Origin of the sequence: Staphylococcus sp. GDB9P120P (genome assembly GCF_017893435.1) — a bacterium.
Lineage (GTDB): Bacteria > Bacillota > Bacilli > Staphylococcales > Staphylococcaceae > Staphylococcus > Staphylococcus cohnii.
The window spans coordinates 150,158-167,812 of sequence record NZ_JAESNB010000008.1 but is presented as its reverse complement, the minus strand read 5'-3'; the positions used below and the strand labels follow the sequence as shown (position 1 = coordinate 167,812).

The following is a 17,655-nucleotide window of genomic DNA, read 5'->3' as shown; positions in this document are numbered from 1 at the left end:
ATTACTCCTCCTCTCGCTTGCTATTTAATCGTTTTAACAATGCTTCACGGTCTCGTTTTAATGCTTCATCCTCATCTGGATTAGTATAATTTTCTAAACTTTGGCTTTTCGTGTCTTTACTATCCCTTTCTTCTAGCCACTTAGGCGTCATTTCTCTAGAAACGAGTTGCTTAGGTTTATAACTACCACTTTTAGTTTGATTTGATTGATTGGATGTAGGTTGATTTACCTTTTTAGCATAATGATATGCTTCCTCTGCAGTTTTGATGCCTTTTTTTTTCCAATTTGATGCAATCTCAAAGATATAGGTTTTAGGGAGTTTCATATCTTCTTTTAGCATTACAAATTGTAAAAGTATGTTAATCACACCAAACGGTAATTGTTCTCTCTCTATTAATTCTTCGACCATATATTTTTGTTGAGTCGTCGGTTCAGATTCTGACCACGAAGCAAGCATATCAATAGGACTGGTTTCATCCAATTGCTTTAACCAATTTTTTGAATCATCTTTAATATGATTTTTATTTTCCGTGTTATCATCATTGATATAATTTGATTTTTTAGCATTTAATTTGGGAAGCTGTTGCTCATGCTCTATAAGATAATACGTTCTAGCATGTTTACGCATCTCTTCAAAAGAAAGTTCTTGTGCACTAGTGATTGATTTTAAAATAATGCGTTTCATTGCTTCTGGTGTCAAACCATATAAAGTCGCAATTTGTGTGATCAGCGCTTTAGCTTCACCATCAATCATTTTAGTGCTAATAAAATGATTTTGTAATAAATCATAAAGTACTTCAAAATCAAAATTCACATTAGACAAATCCATGCCACCATAAGTTTCTTCACCTTCAATCATCTGTTCATCCTCAGTGAGTGCTTGGTTAGGAACTTTAAACACATCAGTAAATGTGCGTGTAACATCTTGGTACTGATTTAAATCAATAGACATTTGATCCTCAAAATGTGATTTCAATTGTAAGTAACGTTGCTTGCTTACTTGGCTATATAAATATACGGATAGCATAGGATCATTAAAAAATTGTTGTGCTGATGGTGGTTGTATGAGTTTGTAAACGAAAGAAGAGTGTTGCTTAGAATGATGAGCAAAAGATTTTAATAAACCTATGCCTTCTAACAAATCCATTTCTTTCCTGAATTCAAGTAGATTTATTTTCAATTCATTCATAATAATATAATGAGTCAAGACAACATCTTGTTTAAATTCTACAAATTGATTCAAATAATGATACAAACCGATTGCATTTGATCCAATCATCGGCGTAAATAATCTATTTAGAATTTCTAAATGCTTATGATTTAAATAAAAATGACGTAACACATGAAAGTCATCTTGTGGTCTTAAACCATAATCATAGGATTGTAATCCCATTTAAGAATCACTCCGTTTGTTTTCTGCTAAAATCCCTTGCATTGATTGTAATAATTGATCAACATCTTTAAATTCTTTGTAAACAGATGCAAAACGCACATAAGAAACTTGATCTACATGCATTAATAAATTCATGACGTGTTCCCCAATTTCTCTTGAAGATATTTCAGCACGTCCTTCATCTCTTAGTTTCCACTCCACATTATTAGTAATATCTTCTAATTGTTGATAACGCACAGGCCTTTTTTCACAAGAGCGCACCAAGCCATTGAGTATTTTTTCACGCAAAAATTGCTCACGTGTACCATCTTTTTTTACAACGATTAATGGTCTTTTTTCAATATGTTCAAACGTAGTAAACCTTGTGCCGCATTGTTCACATTCTCTTCTACGTCTAATCGCATTTACTTCATCAGCATGTCGTGAATCTACAACGCGAGAGTGCGTTGAACTACATTTCGGGCATTTCATCGAATTACCACCCTCTCAATTTGATTACCATTCATTATACTATAAATCCTTAAGCCACAAAAGAATGGTATTACACAATAATTTCATTTATTTATTTAGATTCACTTGTTCTTCATATTTAAAGTTAAAACCTCTCGTTAAAGTGAAAATATTATTTCACTTTAACGAGAGGTTTAGATATAAGTTAACAATAAATTATTTTTCTTGATTAAGCAATTACAAAGCAATAATCATGTAAAACTCTAACAGTAATTACACTATTAATTAACAACAGTTGATACATTACTTTTTAGTAATTGACCAATTTCTTCAGCGACATCAACAACTCTATTTGAATAACCCCATTCGTTATCATACCAAGCTATCACTTTCACTTTATTATCACCCATAATCATTGTACTTTGCGTATCGATAATGGCTGAATGTGGATTTGTGTTAAAATCCATAGATACAAGTGGCGCATCTTCAGTAGCAATCACATCTTCTAATGTGTTATTTCTGAAAGCATCATTAACTTGTTCTACTGTCACATTAGTATCTAAATCAACTACTAAATCAACTAATGATACATTTTTAGTTGGCACTCTTAAAGCCATACCGTGAAGTTTTCCTTCTAGTTCAGGTAAAACTTCTTTTAGTGCTTTAGCAGCGCCTGTCGAAGTAGGAATAATACTTTCATTGCATGAACGTGCACGTCGTAAATCTTTATGTGGGTTATCGATATTATTTTGATCATTGGTAATAGCATGTACTGTTGTCATTAAGCCATTTTGAATACCAAATTGGTCATTAAGCACTTTAGCTACAGGTCCAATACAATTCGTTGTACAAGAAGCATTACTAAAGATATCATATTTTTCAATGTCCAATTGATCGTTATTCACACCTTTAACAATCATTTGAACATCTCCACCTTTTGATGGTCCTGTTAACAATACTTTTTTAGCTCCAGCAGTAATATGAGCCACTGCTTTATCTCCATGATTAAACTTACCAGTAGCTTCAATTACAATATCTACATCAAGTTCAGCCCACGGTAAATTTTCTGGATTTCTGTCAGCTACAAGTTTAATTTCTTGTTCATCGACTTTTATACCATTCTCAATAGGTTCTACTTTTAAATCGTAGTTACCATGTGTCGTATCATAATTGATTAGGTGAGCAATTGTTTCCGGTGGATAGCTGGCATTAATCGCGACTACATTCATATTTTCGTTTTTAAGCGCTATTCTTAATACCATTCTACCTATCCTACCCATTCCATTAATTGCAATATTTGTCGTCATTCGAAACACCCCTCGTTTTAGTGTTATACTTTATGTAATTAGTATAACATAAATCGATAAATGCGAAAGCGTTTTCTTGAATAAAAATTTAAAAATCTTAAAACAGTTAAAATTATAGTTTTCTAAACGATTAATTTTTTATAAAATCATCATTTATTTCTTTGATATTTCAAACCTGTGATTTTTCATGCATGCTTGCCTGATGGTATGGTTCAATCCTGTAGCCTCTGATTCTTATTATTCCTCCATAATCTGCACGTTACAAAATCTCTATAAATGTATAAAAAAATCCCTCCAAAGTTTTCATTTATTAAATGTCCACTTTGAAGGAATTAAGTGCGTATGTTTTTAATACACACATTTGATATTTATATTTCTTGCGAATGACCTGTTTCACTTTCAATATAGCCTTCATCGGTCAATAATTGTTCTAAATTTTGTTTTAAATCTAATTTAGAATCTCGATTATCGATGACATGGTCTGCCATTCTGCGTTTTTTGTCTATGGATATTTGACTATAAACCCGTGCCTTTGCATCCTCCATAGAAATATCATTGCGTTGCATTAATCTATCTATTTGAATACTTTCTGAAGTATAAACAAGCCATACTTCATCTACTGTATCTTGTAATTCATTTTCATAAAGTAACGGAATGTCCATAATTACATTATAGCCATCTTTTAAAAACGCTTCTTTCTCTTGTTCCATAATGTTTCTAACAATCGGATGGACGATTTCATTTAATTCTAATCTTTTTTCGGGGTAGTTGAAGACGATATCTCCTACATATCCACGGTCCATATTACCATCTTCATCAATTGCTTCTTCTCCGAATGTTGCACGAACTTGCTCAAGTCCTTCAGAACCTTTTTCAACAGCTTTACGTGATGCAATATCTGCATCTACAATTTTAAAACCATGTGCTGTTAACAATTCTGAAACAGTTGATTTTCCTGATGCGATACCACCAGTTAATCCAATAACTTTAGGCATAATTTCACTCTTCCTTCATTTTTGACATACAGGACAGAAATGACTATTGCGTGTTGCAATAATTTGTGTCTCAATATCATTTCCGCACACTTTACATGTCTTTTGTTTATATACATTTAAATATTGTTGCATTGTACCAGTACTTCCATCCGCATGACGATAATCTGAAATACTGGTACCACCATATTTTATACCCGCTTCTAGTACTTCTCGAACATAATAAAATAATATTTCTTTTTCTTGATGATTTAAATCTTTAGATATACGTGCTGGGTGAATGCCAGCTCGAAACAATGCTTCACAAGCATAGATGTTACCACAACCTGAAATCACTCTATGATCTAATATCATTTGTTTGATTGGTTTGTTTAGATATAATTTTTTATCAAACCAAGACATATAATGTGGTAGTGCTTCTTGCTCAAAAGGTTCTGGTGCGATTTCTAAAAATGATGGATATCCTTCAAATGAAGCAACATTTCTAATCTCTCCAAATCTGCGAATATCTGAATAAACTAATAGTTTGTCATTATCTAATTTAAAAATAACATGCCAATGTTTACGATAATTAGGAGTACTGATGTCTTCTATATGATCTACAACAAAAAAACCACCAGCCATACCTAAATGACTAATAAGAATTCTTTGTGTTGAATTATTTTGAATATAAAAGACAATATACTTACTACGTCTTTCAATATTATTAATCGTGTAGCCCTCAGTAAACTTTTTGAATGTATCTAATGATAGACCTTTAATAATCGTTTCTTTTTGACTATTTTTTCCTTCTATCACTTTATCAGAGAAAATAACATCCTCAATTTTTTGCCCTTGTACAAAAGGTCTTATTCCTCTTGTAACATGTTCAACTTCAGGTAGTTCAGGCACTATATTCCCCTCTTTCTATTTCGCGTCATACCATGTTTGTCCATAACTAGATTCAACTTTCAATGGAACATCTAACTTCAATGCATTATCCATTATTTTTTCAATGAATTTTTCAAAGTCATCTACTTCTTTTTCTGGTAATTCAAAAATCAATTCATCGTGAACTTGTAATAATAGCTGAGCATGAAAATCTGTATGTTTAACCTCATTAGCAAAATGTACCATCGCAAGTTTGATAATATCTGCTGCGCTACCCTGTATAGGTGTGTTCATCGCTGTTCTTTCAGCAAAACCTCTTAAATTAAAGTTTCTACTAGTGATATCTGGAATATAGCGTCTTCTATGAAGTAGTGTTTCTACATAGCCTTGTGCTTTACAGTCTTTAACTATGTCTTCCATATATTGTTTGACGCCAGGGAAACTATCTAGATAATCATCTATGAATTTTTTAGCTTGTTTTCTAGTTATACCTAAACTTTGGCTTAAACCATAGTCACTTATACCATATACGATACCAAAATTCACGGCTTTTGCTTGTCTACGCATTAAACTATCTACATTTTCAGGATCTACATCAAATACTTTTACCGCTGTGGCTGTGTGGATATCTTCATCATTGATGAACGCTTGTTTCAAACTTTCATCTTGCGTTATATGTGCCAATACTCTTAATTCAATTTGTGAGTAATCGGCTGAAAATATAACATTATTTTTATCACTTGATTTAAATGCTTTTCTAATTTTTCGACCTTCTTCTAAACGTACTGGTATGTTTTGAAGATTTGGATCAATTGATGATAAACGTCCTGTTTGAGCCAATGTTTGATTGAAACGAGTATGAATACGATTATCTTCAGCAATCACTTTTTGTAACCCTTCAACATACGTAGATTGTAATTTCGCTAATTGCCTATATTCTAAAATATATTCTATGATTGGATGTTCCCCTTGCAACTGTTCTAACACATCAACTGCAGTAGAGTATCCTGTCTTAGTCTTTTTAATCACAGGTAATTTTAATGTTTCAAATAATACGACACCTAATTGTTTTGGTGAGTTAATATTAAACTTTTCACCAGCAGCATCATAGATATTATCAATTAATACATCTAATTTGCTTTGAATTTCTGTTTCCATTTGTTGCAATTCACTGATTTCTGTATAAATTCCAGTTTCTTCCATTTCACTTAATATTTGTGCTAATGGTAATTCTAAATCATACAGTAAATCGGTTTGATTATATTCATCCAATTGTTGTTGAATCTTTGGTTTAACTTGACTGATAGCATTGATAATAGAACCCACATAAGGATTTAATACATCATCTGTAGGTATCTGTTTTTTCTTGCCTTTTCCATATATCGTTACACTTGATTGGACATAATGTTGACCGTAGTTTGCCACCACAGAATTCACGTCATCTATTGTGCGTGAAGGATCAATAATGTAACTTGCTAACATCACATCAAACACAATATGCTTAATACTAATACCGAGTCGATGTGCTACAATATAAGATTTTTTGGCATCATAAACGATCTTTTCAGTCTTATCGTCTTCAAGCCAAGCAATTAATGATTGATTCTGTGCTAATTGTTCTGCATTAACTACGATATAATGTTGGCCATCAAACAAGCCAAATTTCAAAATATTATCCTTTAAGTAGTTGGCACCATCCAATTCAAAATGGATGGTAGCTGCTTCTAATGAGTTGAAATCAATGTTTGTAAAATCGTCTTCTATTTCTATATCCATGTCTTGAACTTCAGATACATTATTTGAAGCATCCATCTGATCTAAGAGTTGATTGAATTCTAACTTTTTAAATAGTTCAATTTTATCCTCAGTTTCTGAATGATCCGGTAATTTTGTATCCTCTAACGATACATCAATCGGGCTATCACAATTGATTGTTGCTAATGTTTTACTCATTAAAGCATCATCTTTACTATTTTCAAGTTTTTCTTTCAGTTTTTTTCCTGATACTTCATCTAGATGATCGTATACATTTTCAACAGTTGAAAATTGCTTCAATAGCTTAATTGCTGTTTTTTCTCCGACACCAGCTACTCCAGGAATATTATCTGAAGTGTCACCCATTAAACCTTTCATGTCGATAATTTGTTTCGGTGTTAGACCACTATACTTTTCAGCTATAAACGCTGGTGTATAATGATCGACGTCTGTAACACCTTTTTTAGTATAATAAATCGTTACATCATCTGTTGCTAATTGAGTTAAATCACGATCTCCTGTAATGATTATTGTTTGGAAGTTTTCCTGATTAGCTTGTTTACTTAATGTACCTATAATATCATCTGCTTCATAGTTTTCTAATTCGTAACGTTTGATACGATAAGCATCCAATAGTTGTCTCACGTATGGAAATTGCTCACTAAGTTCTGGAGGAGTGGATTGTCGTCCACCTTTATATTCACTATATTGCGCGTGCCTAAATGTTGTTTTCCCAGCATCAAAAGCGACTAAAAAATGTGTGGGCTGTTCTTCTTTAATTATCTTTTCCAACAACATTGCAAAACCATAAACGGCGTTCGTATGAATACCAGCTTTATTTTGTAATAATGGTAACGCATAAAAAGCTCTAAAGCTCAAACTGTTTCCATCAATTAAAATTAATTTGTTCAATATTTTAACCTCCAACACATATTTACTTTTCATTTTATCATAAATTATAGGACAATCCGTATTCATTCGATGAGGTTGCGTCAAATTGAGCATCTCAGTTAATCACCATTATATTGTTAGTTACTGATAAAGGCCTACTTTTTAATTTTATGTACTTGTACGACTGATGCAAGCGTATGCATTTCAGCTCAATTAATGCTCTATCCTATTATTCATCCCTGTGCATCTTTACACATGCACAAGACAACACAAGCATCATCAAATTGATTAAATATCTATTTCTATCGTATTTTACATTAACAAAATAAAACAATCGATTTAACCTTGACCATTTATGGTTAAATCGATTGTAGTTATTATTTTATTCAAAAAATGTGACTCTAAAGGTAGATCCTTTTTCCGGCTCACTAAACACATTAATTCTACCTTGATGCGCTTCCATAATATGTTTCGTAATAGATAAACCTAAACCAGTACCTCCAGAATCTCTACTACGTGCTTTATCTACACGATAAAAGCGTTCAAATATATGTTTTTGATCTTGCTGGCTAATGCCAATACCAAAATCTTGAACTTCAAGCATGCGCTTATTACCTTCTTTGAAAACGCGCACGATGACTTCTCCAGATACTTTAGAATAACTTATCGCGTTCGAAAGTAAATTAAGTGCAACTTGCGAAACTTTATCTTTATTCGCTTCAATAATAATATCTGGTTCAATTTCATTAACGATTGTTATATTTTTACTTTCTGCGATATTTTGCATATGCCTCATTGTTGATTCAGCAATTTCAGACAAACTTGTTGGCTCTGTTTCCAATTGCGTTTGTTGTTCAACATGAGATAAATCTAACAAGTCATATACTAATGTTTCAATACGATTTGATTCTTTAGAAATAATTTTTAAAAAGTCATTTAATGTTTGCTCATCATCTTTTGCACCATCTAACAGTGTTTCAGCAAAACCTTTTATAGATGTGATTGGTGTTTTCAATTCATGAGACACATTAGCCACAAATTCACGTCTTAAATTTTCCAACTTTTTCAAATTCGTAATATCATGTAGTACAACAACCATACCGTAAAGATTCTTTTTATTTTTAGATAAAATTGGAATACATGCTGTGTCAAAATATTTTTGATGGACTTGGTCAATCGTCAACTCGATTTGATCATATGTTGGTTTTTCAACTTTAAATGCTGCAGCGATTAACTTTTGTATCTCTGGATCTATAAAATCAATATAACTTTTATGTTCTACAACATTGTCTGGACTAAACACATCGTAATATGATTTATTTGCAATTACAATTTCTCCATATTTATCAATCATTAAAATTGAACTAGGTATATTTTCTATCGTTGTTTTCAAGCGATTAGATTGCAACTTTTGCTTATGATTTAAGCGTTGTAATCTTCTGGCTAGCTCATTAGTAGTGACGAATAGTTCCCTTGTTTCTTTTACATTACTTTCTGGAACTCTTACATGATAATAACCTTCAGCTAAAAGATTGGTAGCATATGTCACTTCATTAATGGGTCTAATGTATGTTCTATTAATGCTTCTGACGACAAAGAAAATAATAACCAAAACAAATAATCCAATTAAGCCAACATATTTCCATATACCTATTTGTAATTCGAGGATTTGATTATTAATACCACTGATAATCACATCTTTATCTCTTATCGATGTTTTAAAAGTGTATCTCCGATCATCCCCAAATTTATCGTAAATTATTTTAGAAGGATTCGCTTCATTATTAATGTCGTCGTTAAATTGGGTTCTTTCTTTTGTGGAAAACACTTCATCGTTATCTTTCGTGAGTATAAATGTAAAATTTTCGTTTTTTACAATATCTTTGATTTCATCTGTTTTATCATGATTATATAAACTGACTAAATGTTGTGCTTGATGCTCTAAATCACCTTGTTGGCTTGAAATGACAGTATTATAAATGACATGTGTAATTATTGCACCTAATGCAACAAAACTGATGATAACGATGGTACATAATAAAAATAAGAGTCTTTGATGAAACTTTAGCATTAGACTTTAGGTCTTTCCAATTTATAACCTAAACCTCTAACTGTTTTTATCAATTTAGGTTGTTTTGGATTCTCTTCTAATTTATCTCTTAAATGACTTATATGTACATCCACAATTCTTGAATCACCTGCAAATTCATAATTCCAAACAGAATTTAACATATGTTCTCGCGTGATTACTCTGCCTTGTCTTTCAATAAGGTAAAGTAACAGTTCAAACTCTTTAGGTGTGAGTTCTAATAATTCATCTTCGCGATAAACTTCAAAATATTCTGGTCTAATTCTTATAGAACCAATTAAAATATCATCCTCATCATTTTCAACTGGTACTGCTTCATTGATCATTGCAGAGCGTCTTAAAATAGCTTTAACTCTTGCAACAACCTCTCTCGGTGAAAACGGTTTAGTCATATAATCGTCTGCACCAAGCTCTAAACCTAACACACGATCAAATTCATCATCTTTAGCAGTTAACATCAAAATTGGTACTAAATTTTTATCAGATCGAATTGTTTTACAAACTTCGATACCATCTTTTTTAGGAAGCATAACATCTAATACAACCAATTCCGGATTTACAGTATTCACTTTTTCTAATGCTTCTTCACCATCATAGGCAACATCCACTATGTATCCAGCTTGCTCTAAATTATATTTTAACAAGGTTACAATTGATTGCTCATCATCTACTACAAGTACTTTTTGTGACATAGTATACCTCCAATTTTATGATTACAAATTAATTATAACGTAAATTTTAATAAAAATAACATACTTAAAAGTTTTTTTACATAAACTTAATAAATAGAAAATAATTAGTTATTTGTAAAGAATGAACAAAGAATTTGTATCGTCTTCTTAAACAATTCTTCAATGAATCTATCTCCAGCATTTCAAATAAATAATATTGTTTATGTTAATACTAACTTAACATTAACTTTATATTAAAACTAATAATTGTTTCAATTTAACCATATTAAGGCCAAGCGTTGCTAGTTAGTAACGTGAATTCAAGCAAAATAAAAAAGAGCGAGATAGAAATCATTATAAAAGTGATTTCTTATTCTCGCTCTTAAGTAAAATGATGCATCTTCATTTGAAAAATGCTTCGTTATACTATTTGTTGTTAATTTATTTAATATTTTTGATTAATTCATCAGCGAATTCAGAAGTAGATACTTCTTTTGCACCGTCCATTAAACGTGCAAAGTCATAAGTAACAACTTTTGAAGCAATTGTTTTTTCAATAGACTCAGTAATCTTATCAGCAGCTTCTTGCCAACCTAAGTGTTCAAGCATTAATGAAGCACTTAAAATTTCAGAAGATGGGTTAACTTTATTTAAACCAGCATATTTTGGAGCAGTACCGTGCGTTGCTTCAAATATCGCATGGCCTGTTTCATAGTTAATATTTGCTCCTGGTGCAATTCCAATGCCGCCAACTTGTGCTGCTAAGGCGTCTGACACATAGTCACCATTAAGATTCATCGTAGCAACAACATCGTGATCTGCAGGGCGTGTCAATATTTGTTGTAAGAAAATGTCTGCAATAGAATCTTTAATAATAATTTTACCGTCTTTTTCAGCTTGTTCTTGAATTTCATTTGCTTTTTCTTTACCGTCTTTTTCAACAATTTCGTCATATTGTTGCCAAGTAAATACTTTATCACCAAATTCATTATGTGCTAAATCATAACCCCATTGTTTGAAAGCACCCTCTGTAAATTTCATGATATTACCTTTATGAACTAAAGTTACAGATTTACGATTATTATCTAGAGCATATTGAATTGCTGCGCGTACTAAACGCTCTGTGCCTTCTTTAGATACTGGTTTTACACCAATTCCTGATGTTTCAGGGAATCTGATATTTTTAGCGCCCATTTCATCTTGTAAGAATTCAATTAATTTTTTAACTTCTGGAGTACCTTCTTTAAACTCAATACCAGCATAGATATCTTCTGTGTTTTCACGGAAAATAACCATATCAGTATCTTCCGGACGTTTAACTGGTGATGGAACGCCTTGGAACCAACGAACTGGTCTTAAACAAGTAAACAAATCAAGTTCTTGACGTAGTGCAACGTTTAATGAACGAATACCCCCACCGATTGGTGTAGTTAGTGGTCCTTTAATTGCGATTAAATATTCATTAATTGTATCTAAAGTTTCTTGCGGTAACCATTCGCCTGTTTCATCATAAGCTTTTTGACCAGCAAGTACTTCTTTCCATTCAATTTTCTTTTCACCATTATAAGCTTGTTCTACAGCTGCGTCGATGACTCTGCTAGCAGCTGACCAAATATCTGGACCGATACCGTCACCAATAATATAAGGAATGATAGGGTTATTTGGTACAGTTAACCCTTCTGCTGATTTTACTACTTTTTCTCCTGCCATGTAAAAATACCTCCGTCATTTGTAATATTTTTCAAAATGCTAATTCGTAATTATCTTTCTTCAATTGGTTCATATGTTCTATTAGTTTCACCAATATATTGTGCTCTTGGACGCATAATTCTATTGTCTCTGTATTGTTCAAGAATATGTGCAATCCAACCTGAAGTTCTGCTAACTGCAAAAATAGGTGTGAATAAATCATGTTCAATATTCATACTGTGATATACAGTTGCACTATAGAAGTCCACATTGGCGATAAGGCCTTTTTCTTCTTTCATTTTATCAGCTATTTTTACAGATATATCAAATAACTGACTTTGACCTGTTTCTGATGTGATTTTTCTACTCATCTCTTTCAGGAATTTCGCTCTTGGATCACCATTTTTATATACACGGTGACCGAATCCCATTATTTTTTCTTTATTTTTAATTTTATTATCGATGTATTCGTCTACATCATCAATAGATTTAACTTCTGATAGCATGCTCATCACACGTTCATTTGCCCCACCGTGTAATGGACCTTTTAAAGATCCGACAGCTGCTACAATACCTGAATACATATCTGATAATGAGGACACTGCACATCTAGCAGTAAAGGTAGACGCATTCAACTCGTGATCTGCATGTAGTACCAATGCTTTATTAAATGCTTCAACTTCTATATCTGTTGGCAATTCACCACGTAACATATATAAGAAGTTCCCGGCATAATTTAAATCACTATTAGGTTTGACAGGTTCTTTACCTTCTCTAACTCTAGCATACGCTGTAACAAGTGAGGCGATTTTAGCTTGGATACGCACTGCACGTTCCATTGTTTGATCTTCACTTTCATCCTCAGCATGTTCATCAAAGTGTGCAACGTAAGACACTGATGTTCTTAGCGCTGTCATTGGATGTACATTACTAGTAGCATATTCTTTAAAATGATTATACACTCTAGGATTTAATGTCATATACTTAAAGAGTTTTTCTTTAAATGTTTGTAGTTCTTCTTTATTAGGTAATCTGTAATGCCATAATAAAAAGACAACTTCTTCAAATTCAGCATTTTCGGCTAAATCATCAATTTCATAGCCAGCATATGTAAGTTGACTATCAATGATTGAGCTCACTTTTGTTTCTGCTGCAATTACCCCTTCTAAACCTTTTTGTAACTCTGCCATATATATTCCCCTTTTCTATTTCATAATGAAACGGCTTTCATAAACTATTATAGCCAATATTTACGTTTTTGTGAATATTTCCGTTTAAAGTCCTGATTAATCATTAAGAAACGATAATTTGTTTATATGCCCATAAACACGTCATAATTAATGAACGTTGTTATATCATCATTCTAATATGTAATTACCCTTTCTTCAATTTATCAAAGTTTTTAATTGGTTATCATGATTAATAACAAATTATTAATATAATATTACACTGACTTTTTTGAGATACAACTATAAAAAAGTATTGTTTTATTTTAGATTGCGTATCATAATAATAAATAACTTAATAAAGGAGTTAAAACTTATGGCAAAACAACAGCTACAAAGAGAACTCAGCAATAGACATATACAGTTAATTGCAATTGGAGGCGCAATCGGTACAGGACTTTTCTTAGGTGCCGGTCAAACCATAGCATTAACAGGTCCTTCTATTTTACTTACATATATCATTATAGGATTTATGTTGTTTATGTTTATGCGTGGCTTAGGAGAAATTCTTGTAACAAATACAGATTTTAAATCCTTTGCTGATGTGACAAATCAATATATAGGTTCATTTGCTGGGTTTGTTACCGGATGGACGTATTGGTTGTGCTGGATTATCACAGGTATGGCCGAGGTAACAGCAGTTGCAAAATATGTTAGTTTCTGGTTTCCACATATACCTAATTGGATAAGTGCTCTATTTTGTGTATTAATTTTAATGTCATTAAATTTACTGAGTGCTAAACTTTTCGGTGAACTAGAGTTCTGGTTCTCAATCATTAAAGTAGTTACAATCTTGGCACTTATCGTCGTTGGTGTGGTAATGATTATCATGGCATACGACACACAATTTGGACATACTTCATTAACCAATTTATATCAACATGGTATTTTTCCTAAAGGAATTAATGGATTTTTAATGTCATTCCAAATGGCACTCTTTTCTTTTGTAGGAATTGAATTAATCGGAGTAACGGCTGGTGAAACAAAAGATCCAACTAAAACCATTCCAAAAGCAATCAATAGTGTTCCGATTAGAATCTTAATCTTTTATGTCGGTGCATTGACTGTAATTATGTCCATCATCCCTTGGAACAATATTAATCCTGAAGAAAGTCCCTTTGTCAGATTATTTGCTTTAATCGGTATTCCATTTGCAGCAGGAATCATTAACTTTGTAGTATTAACAGCTGCTGCTTCTTCTTGTAATAGCGGTATATTTTCAAACAGTCGTATGTTATTTGGACTTTCAAATCAAAAGCAAGCACCGCCTATTTTTGAAAAAACAAACAAAAATGGAGTACCTCATATAGCTATCTTAGTATCATGTGCATTATTATTAATTTCAGCATTATTAAATTACATTATTCCAAATGCAACTTTAGTATTCACGTATATTACAACCGTTTCTACAGTGTTGTTTTTAGTCGTTTGGGCTCTAATCATAGTTGCTTATATTAATTATCATCGCCAAAATCCAGAAATGCACAAAAATGCTACATATAAATTATTTGGTGGTAAATATATAGGATATATCATTTTGGCTTTCTTCTTTTTAGTGTTTTGCTTACTTTTTGTAAATGTAGAAACAAGAAGAGCAGTCTATTTAACACCTATTTGGTTTATCATCTTGAGTCTTATGTATCTAAGATACAAAAAAATCGCAAGTTCAGAAGTAAAATAACTGCATCATTAATCTTGCATAACGACTTTACTATTTCAACTAGTTGATACAAACGCCCAAGACATAAAAATAGTCTTGGGCTTTGCTTTATACAAAGTGAATGAAAGACAATCAATATGTTTTGTCTAGAACTATAATGTTTGTGTATTTTAATTTTCGTTGTATATATCATAACAAGATTGTTAAAATGTACATTCAATTTCGAGTTATTTATACGTTTTATACTCTCTCCATAAGCGCAATCTTTTTATGTAAGAAAGAACGGAAGTTTCCATTGGTAGTGTATGTTGAGTCATGTAATAATTTTTATACATAAGGCACTTCGTTAATTTAATTTAGTGGGATTTATTAAATTATACGAAAGGCCTTATTTTTTTGAATAACAAAATATAAATTGTACCGATTTTGTAATGTGCTGACGCCTGGAGAAATAATATGAGCGAGAGACTACAGGCTCGAGGCACATCCCCAGACAAGCATACACAATCAAAAGCGTAATATTTTAAATATAAGAATCATATGTATTCATATTAAGTTATATCTTTTGGTTAATTAAAAATATGACTTTCTATTAGTTGTATTAGTTAAATAATACGAAGCTTTTTTCTATTGTATTAAAACACATCACTTATAGAAATTTTGCATCGTGTGGACGCCCAGGGAATGATATGAATGAGAGACTACAGGCTCGAGCCATATCCCCAGGCAAGCATGCACGATCAAAATCGTAAGCTTTTAAATATAAAGAGGACCAATCCTTAGTATGGATTGGTCCTCTTATTTTGAGAATGAGGATTTATGTCCTAACCTCTCATTTTATTTATATCGTCATTTATGCTGCTTAATGCATGGATAAAGACTAATGGAAACGCCAATATGATTAAAGAACGTTCGCATATCCTTCGAATACTTTACCTTGATTTGCATCTACAGTAATCAAGATGTCATTTTGTATCTCTTTAGTCGCATTTTCAACACCTACAATTGTTGGAATACCTTTTTCTAGGCCTATAATTGCACTTGGTGACGTAATACCACTTTCTTCAGCAATTAAGCCACTTGCTTTTTCAATATAAGGGACGAGTGTTTCATCCACAGAAGTTGTTACAATGACCGTTTCACTTAAATCTTTGCCTTCAAGTTCACTCGCATCATTAACTACTAAAGTATTTCCAACTACTGAGTTTCTACCGATACCTTGACCTTTAGCTAACTCATCACCTACTAAATGTAATTTCATCATATTCGTAGTTCCTTTTTCACCAGTAGGTACGCCTGCTGTAATAATGATTAAATCACCATTTTGAACTTTTTCAGTTTCAACCGCTGTAGCAACTGCTGTGTTCAGCATAGCATCTGTTGTTTTACGTCCTTCTTTAACAACAGGATGTATACCCCAAACTAATGCACATTGACGCGCAGTTTCAGCATGAGGTGTAACTGCAATAATATCTGATTTAGGACGATATTTAGAAATTGTTCTAGCAGTTGACCCACTCTCAGTTGCTGCGACTATCGCTTTTACATTTAAATTTAAAGCAGTATGCGCTACTGAAACACCAATTGCATTAACTAATGAAGTTTGCACTAATTTAGTACGATCTGATAATAATCGTTTATAATCTTGTGCAGCTTCAGCTGAAATTGCAATATTACGCATTGTTTTAACTGCTTCTTCTGGATATAATCCAGCAGCAGTTTCGCCTGAAAGCATAACTGCGTCTGTACCGTCATAGATGGCATTCGCAACGTCACTTGCTTCAGCACGTGTCGCACGAGGGTTACGTTGCATTGAATCTAACATTTGCGTCGCTGTGATAACTGGTTTACCTAATTTATTACATTGTCTGATTAAATCTTTTTGCACCATTGGTACTGATTCAGGTGGTATTTCAACACCCATATCACCACGTGCAACCATTAAACCGTCTGAAACTTCAAGTATCTCTTTAATGTTATCTATACCTTCTTGATTTTCAATTTTAGGAATAATGTTAATGTTTGTATTTTTACCATCTTCAAGTAATCTACGAATATCTAATACATCACTTGGGCGACGAACAAAACTTGCAGCGATAAAGTCAATATTTTCACTTATACCGAATTTAATATCTTCAGCATCTTTATCTGTAATGCCAGGTAAACTTACTTTAACACCCGGTAAGTTTACACCTTTTTTATTTTTTAACTCTCCAGTATTTAAAACATCACAAACAACTTCACCGTTAGCTTTGTCTATTTGTTTTACTTGTAATTCAATAAGACCATCATCTAATAAAATATATGAACCTTCTTGAACATCATTTATTAGATTATCGTAAGTTACTGAGAATTTTTCTGGTGTACCTTCAACTTCAGTCATACTTACGATGACTTCCGTACCTTTTTCAAGTTCAATAGCACCATCTTTCATGTTGTGAGTACGGATTTCAGGACCTTTAGTATCTAATAATATAGCGACTGTTTTGCCCAATCTATGAGATACTTCACGAATTCTATCAATTCTAGCTTTATGTTCTGCATGATCACCATGTGAGAAATTCAATCTCGCAACATTCATTCCAGCCTTAATTAATTTCTCTAGCATTTCTTCAGACTCTGATGCAGGTCCTATTGTACAAACAATTTTAGTTTTTCTCAT

12 protein-coding genes are annotated in these 17,655 nt (G+C 32.3%); 1 reads left to right on the top strand and 11 read right to left on the bottom strand.

The window, feature by feature from the left end; all coding sequences use genetic code 11:
• Position 1 precedes the first annotated feature (1 nt).
• The 10 genes from KA856_RS06005 to KA856_RS05960 all read right to left on the bottom strand — a co-directional run bounded on the left by KA856_RS06005 (position 2) and on the right by KA856_RS05960 (position 13,297).
• The gene (locus tag KA856_RS06005) at positions 2-1,393 is read right to left on the bottom strand and encodes a replicative helicase loading/DNA remodeling protein DnaB (RefSeq protein WP_210138554.1); all 1,392 of its coding nucleotides are present in this window, start codon (positions 1,391-1,393) and stop codon (positions 2-4) included.
• Positions 1,394-1,864, bottom strand: coding sequence for a transcriptional regulator NrdR (nrdR, locus tag KA856_RS06000; protein ID WP_040030011.1), 471 nt, complete (start codon positions 1,862-1,864; stop codon positions 1,394-1,396).
• A 260-nt stretch (positions 1,865-2,124) separates the two neighbouring features.
• Positions 2,125-3,150, bottom strand: a complete 1,026-nt coding sequence (gene gap, locus KA856_RS05995) for a type I glyceraldehyde-3-phosphate dehydrogenase (protein ID WP_107383770.1) — start codon at positions 3,148-3,150, stop codon at positions 2,125-2,127.
• Positions 3,151-3,518: 368 nt separating this feature from the next.
• On the bottom strand, positions 3,519-4,145 hold the full coding sequence (coaE, locus tag KA856_RS05990) for a dephospho-CoA kinase (RefSeq protein WP_040030010.1): 627 nt from the start codon (positions 4,143-4,145) through the stop codon (positions 3,519-3,521).
• A gap of 15 nt (positions 4,146-4,160) precedes the next feature.
• Entirely contained in the window at positions 4,161-5,033 is an 873-nt protein-coding gene (gene mutM, locus KA856_RS05985) for a bifunctional DNA-formamidopyrimidine glycosylase/DNA-(apurinic or apyrimidinic site) lyase (protein ID WP_119535439.1), read from the bottom strand.
• Between the two features lie 15 nt (positions 5,034-5,048).
• On the bottom strand, positions 5,049-7,679 hold the full coding sequence (polA, locus tag KA856_RS05980; protein WP_119535440.1) for a DNA polymerase I: 2,631 nt from the start codon (positions 7,677-7,679) through the stop codon (positions 5,049-5,051).
• Positions 7,680-8,040: 361 nt separating this feature from the next.
• The gene (pnpS, locus tag KA856_RS05975) at positions 8,041-9,729 is read right to left on the bottom strand and encodes a two-component system histidine kinase PnpS (protein WP_210138553.1); all 1,689 of its coding nucleotides are present in this window, start codon (positions 9,727-9,729) and stop codon (positions 8,041-8,043) included.
• Positions 9,729-10,439: a response regulator transcription factor gene (locus KA856_RS05970; RefSeq protein WP_019468628.1), complete on the bottom strand. Its 711-nt coding sequence runs from the start codon at positions 10,437-10,439 to the stop codon at positions 9,729-9,731. Before KA856_RS05970 ends, pnpS begins: the two co-directional genes overlap by 1 nt.
• 420 nt (positions 10,440-10,859) lie before the next feature.
• On the bottom strand, positions 10,860-12,128 hold the full coding sequence (gene icd / locus KA856_RS05965) for an NADP-dependent isocitrate dehydrogenase (RefSeq protein WP_107383774.1): 1,269 nt from the start codon (positions 12,126-12,128) through the stop codon (positions 10,860-10,862).
• A gap of 50 nt (positions 12,129-12,178) precedes the next feature.
• Complete coding sequence (locus KA856_RS05960; protein ID WP_019468626.1) at positions 12,179-13,297, bottom strand: citrate synthase; 1,119 nt, start codon at positions 13,295-13,297, stop codon at positions 12,179-12,181.
• A gap of 352 nt (positions 13,298-13,649) precedes the next feature.
• On the opposite strand from KA856_RS05960, the gene KA856_RS05955 reads away from it, so the two are divergent.
• Positions 13,650-15,014: an amino acid permease gene (locus KA856_RS05955; protein ID WP_107383775.1), complete on the top strand. Its 1,365-nt coding sequence runs from the start codon at positions 13,650-13,652 to the stop codon at positions 15,012-15,014.
• Positions 15,015-15,894: 880 nt separating this feature from the next.
• Here KA856_RS05955 and pyk read toward each other — a convergent pair.
• Positions 15,895-17,655: a pyruvate kinase gene (pyk, locus tag KA856_RS05950; RefSeq protein ID WP_107383776.1), complete on the bottom strand. Its 1,761-nt coding sequence runs from the start codon at positions 17,653-17,655 to the stop codon at positions 15,895-15,897.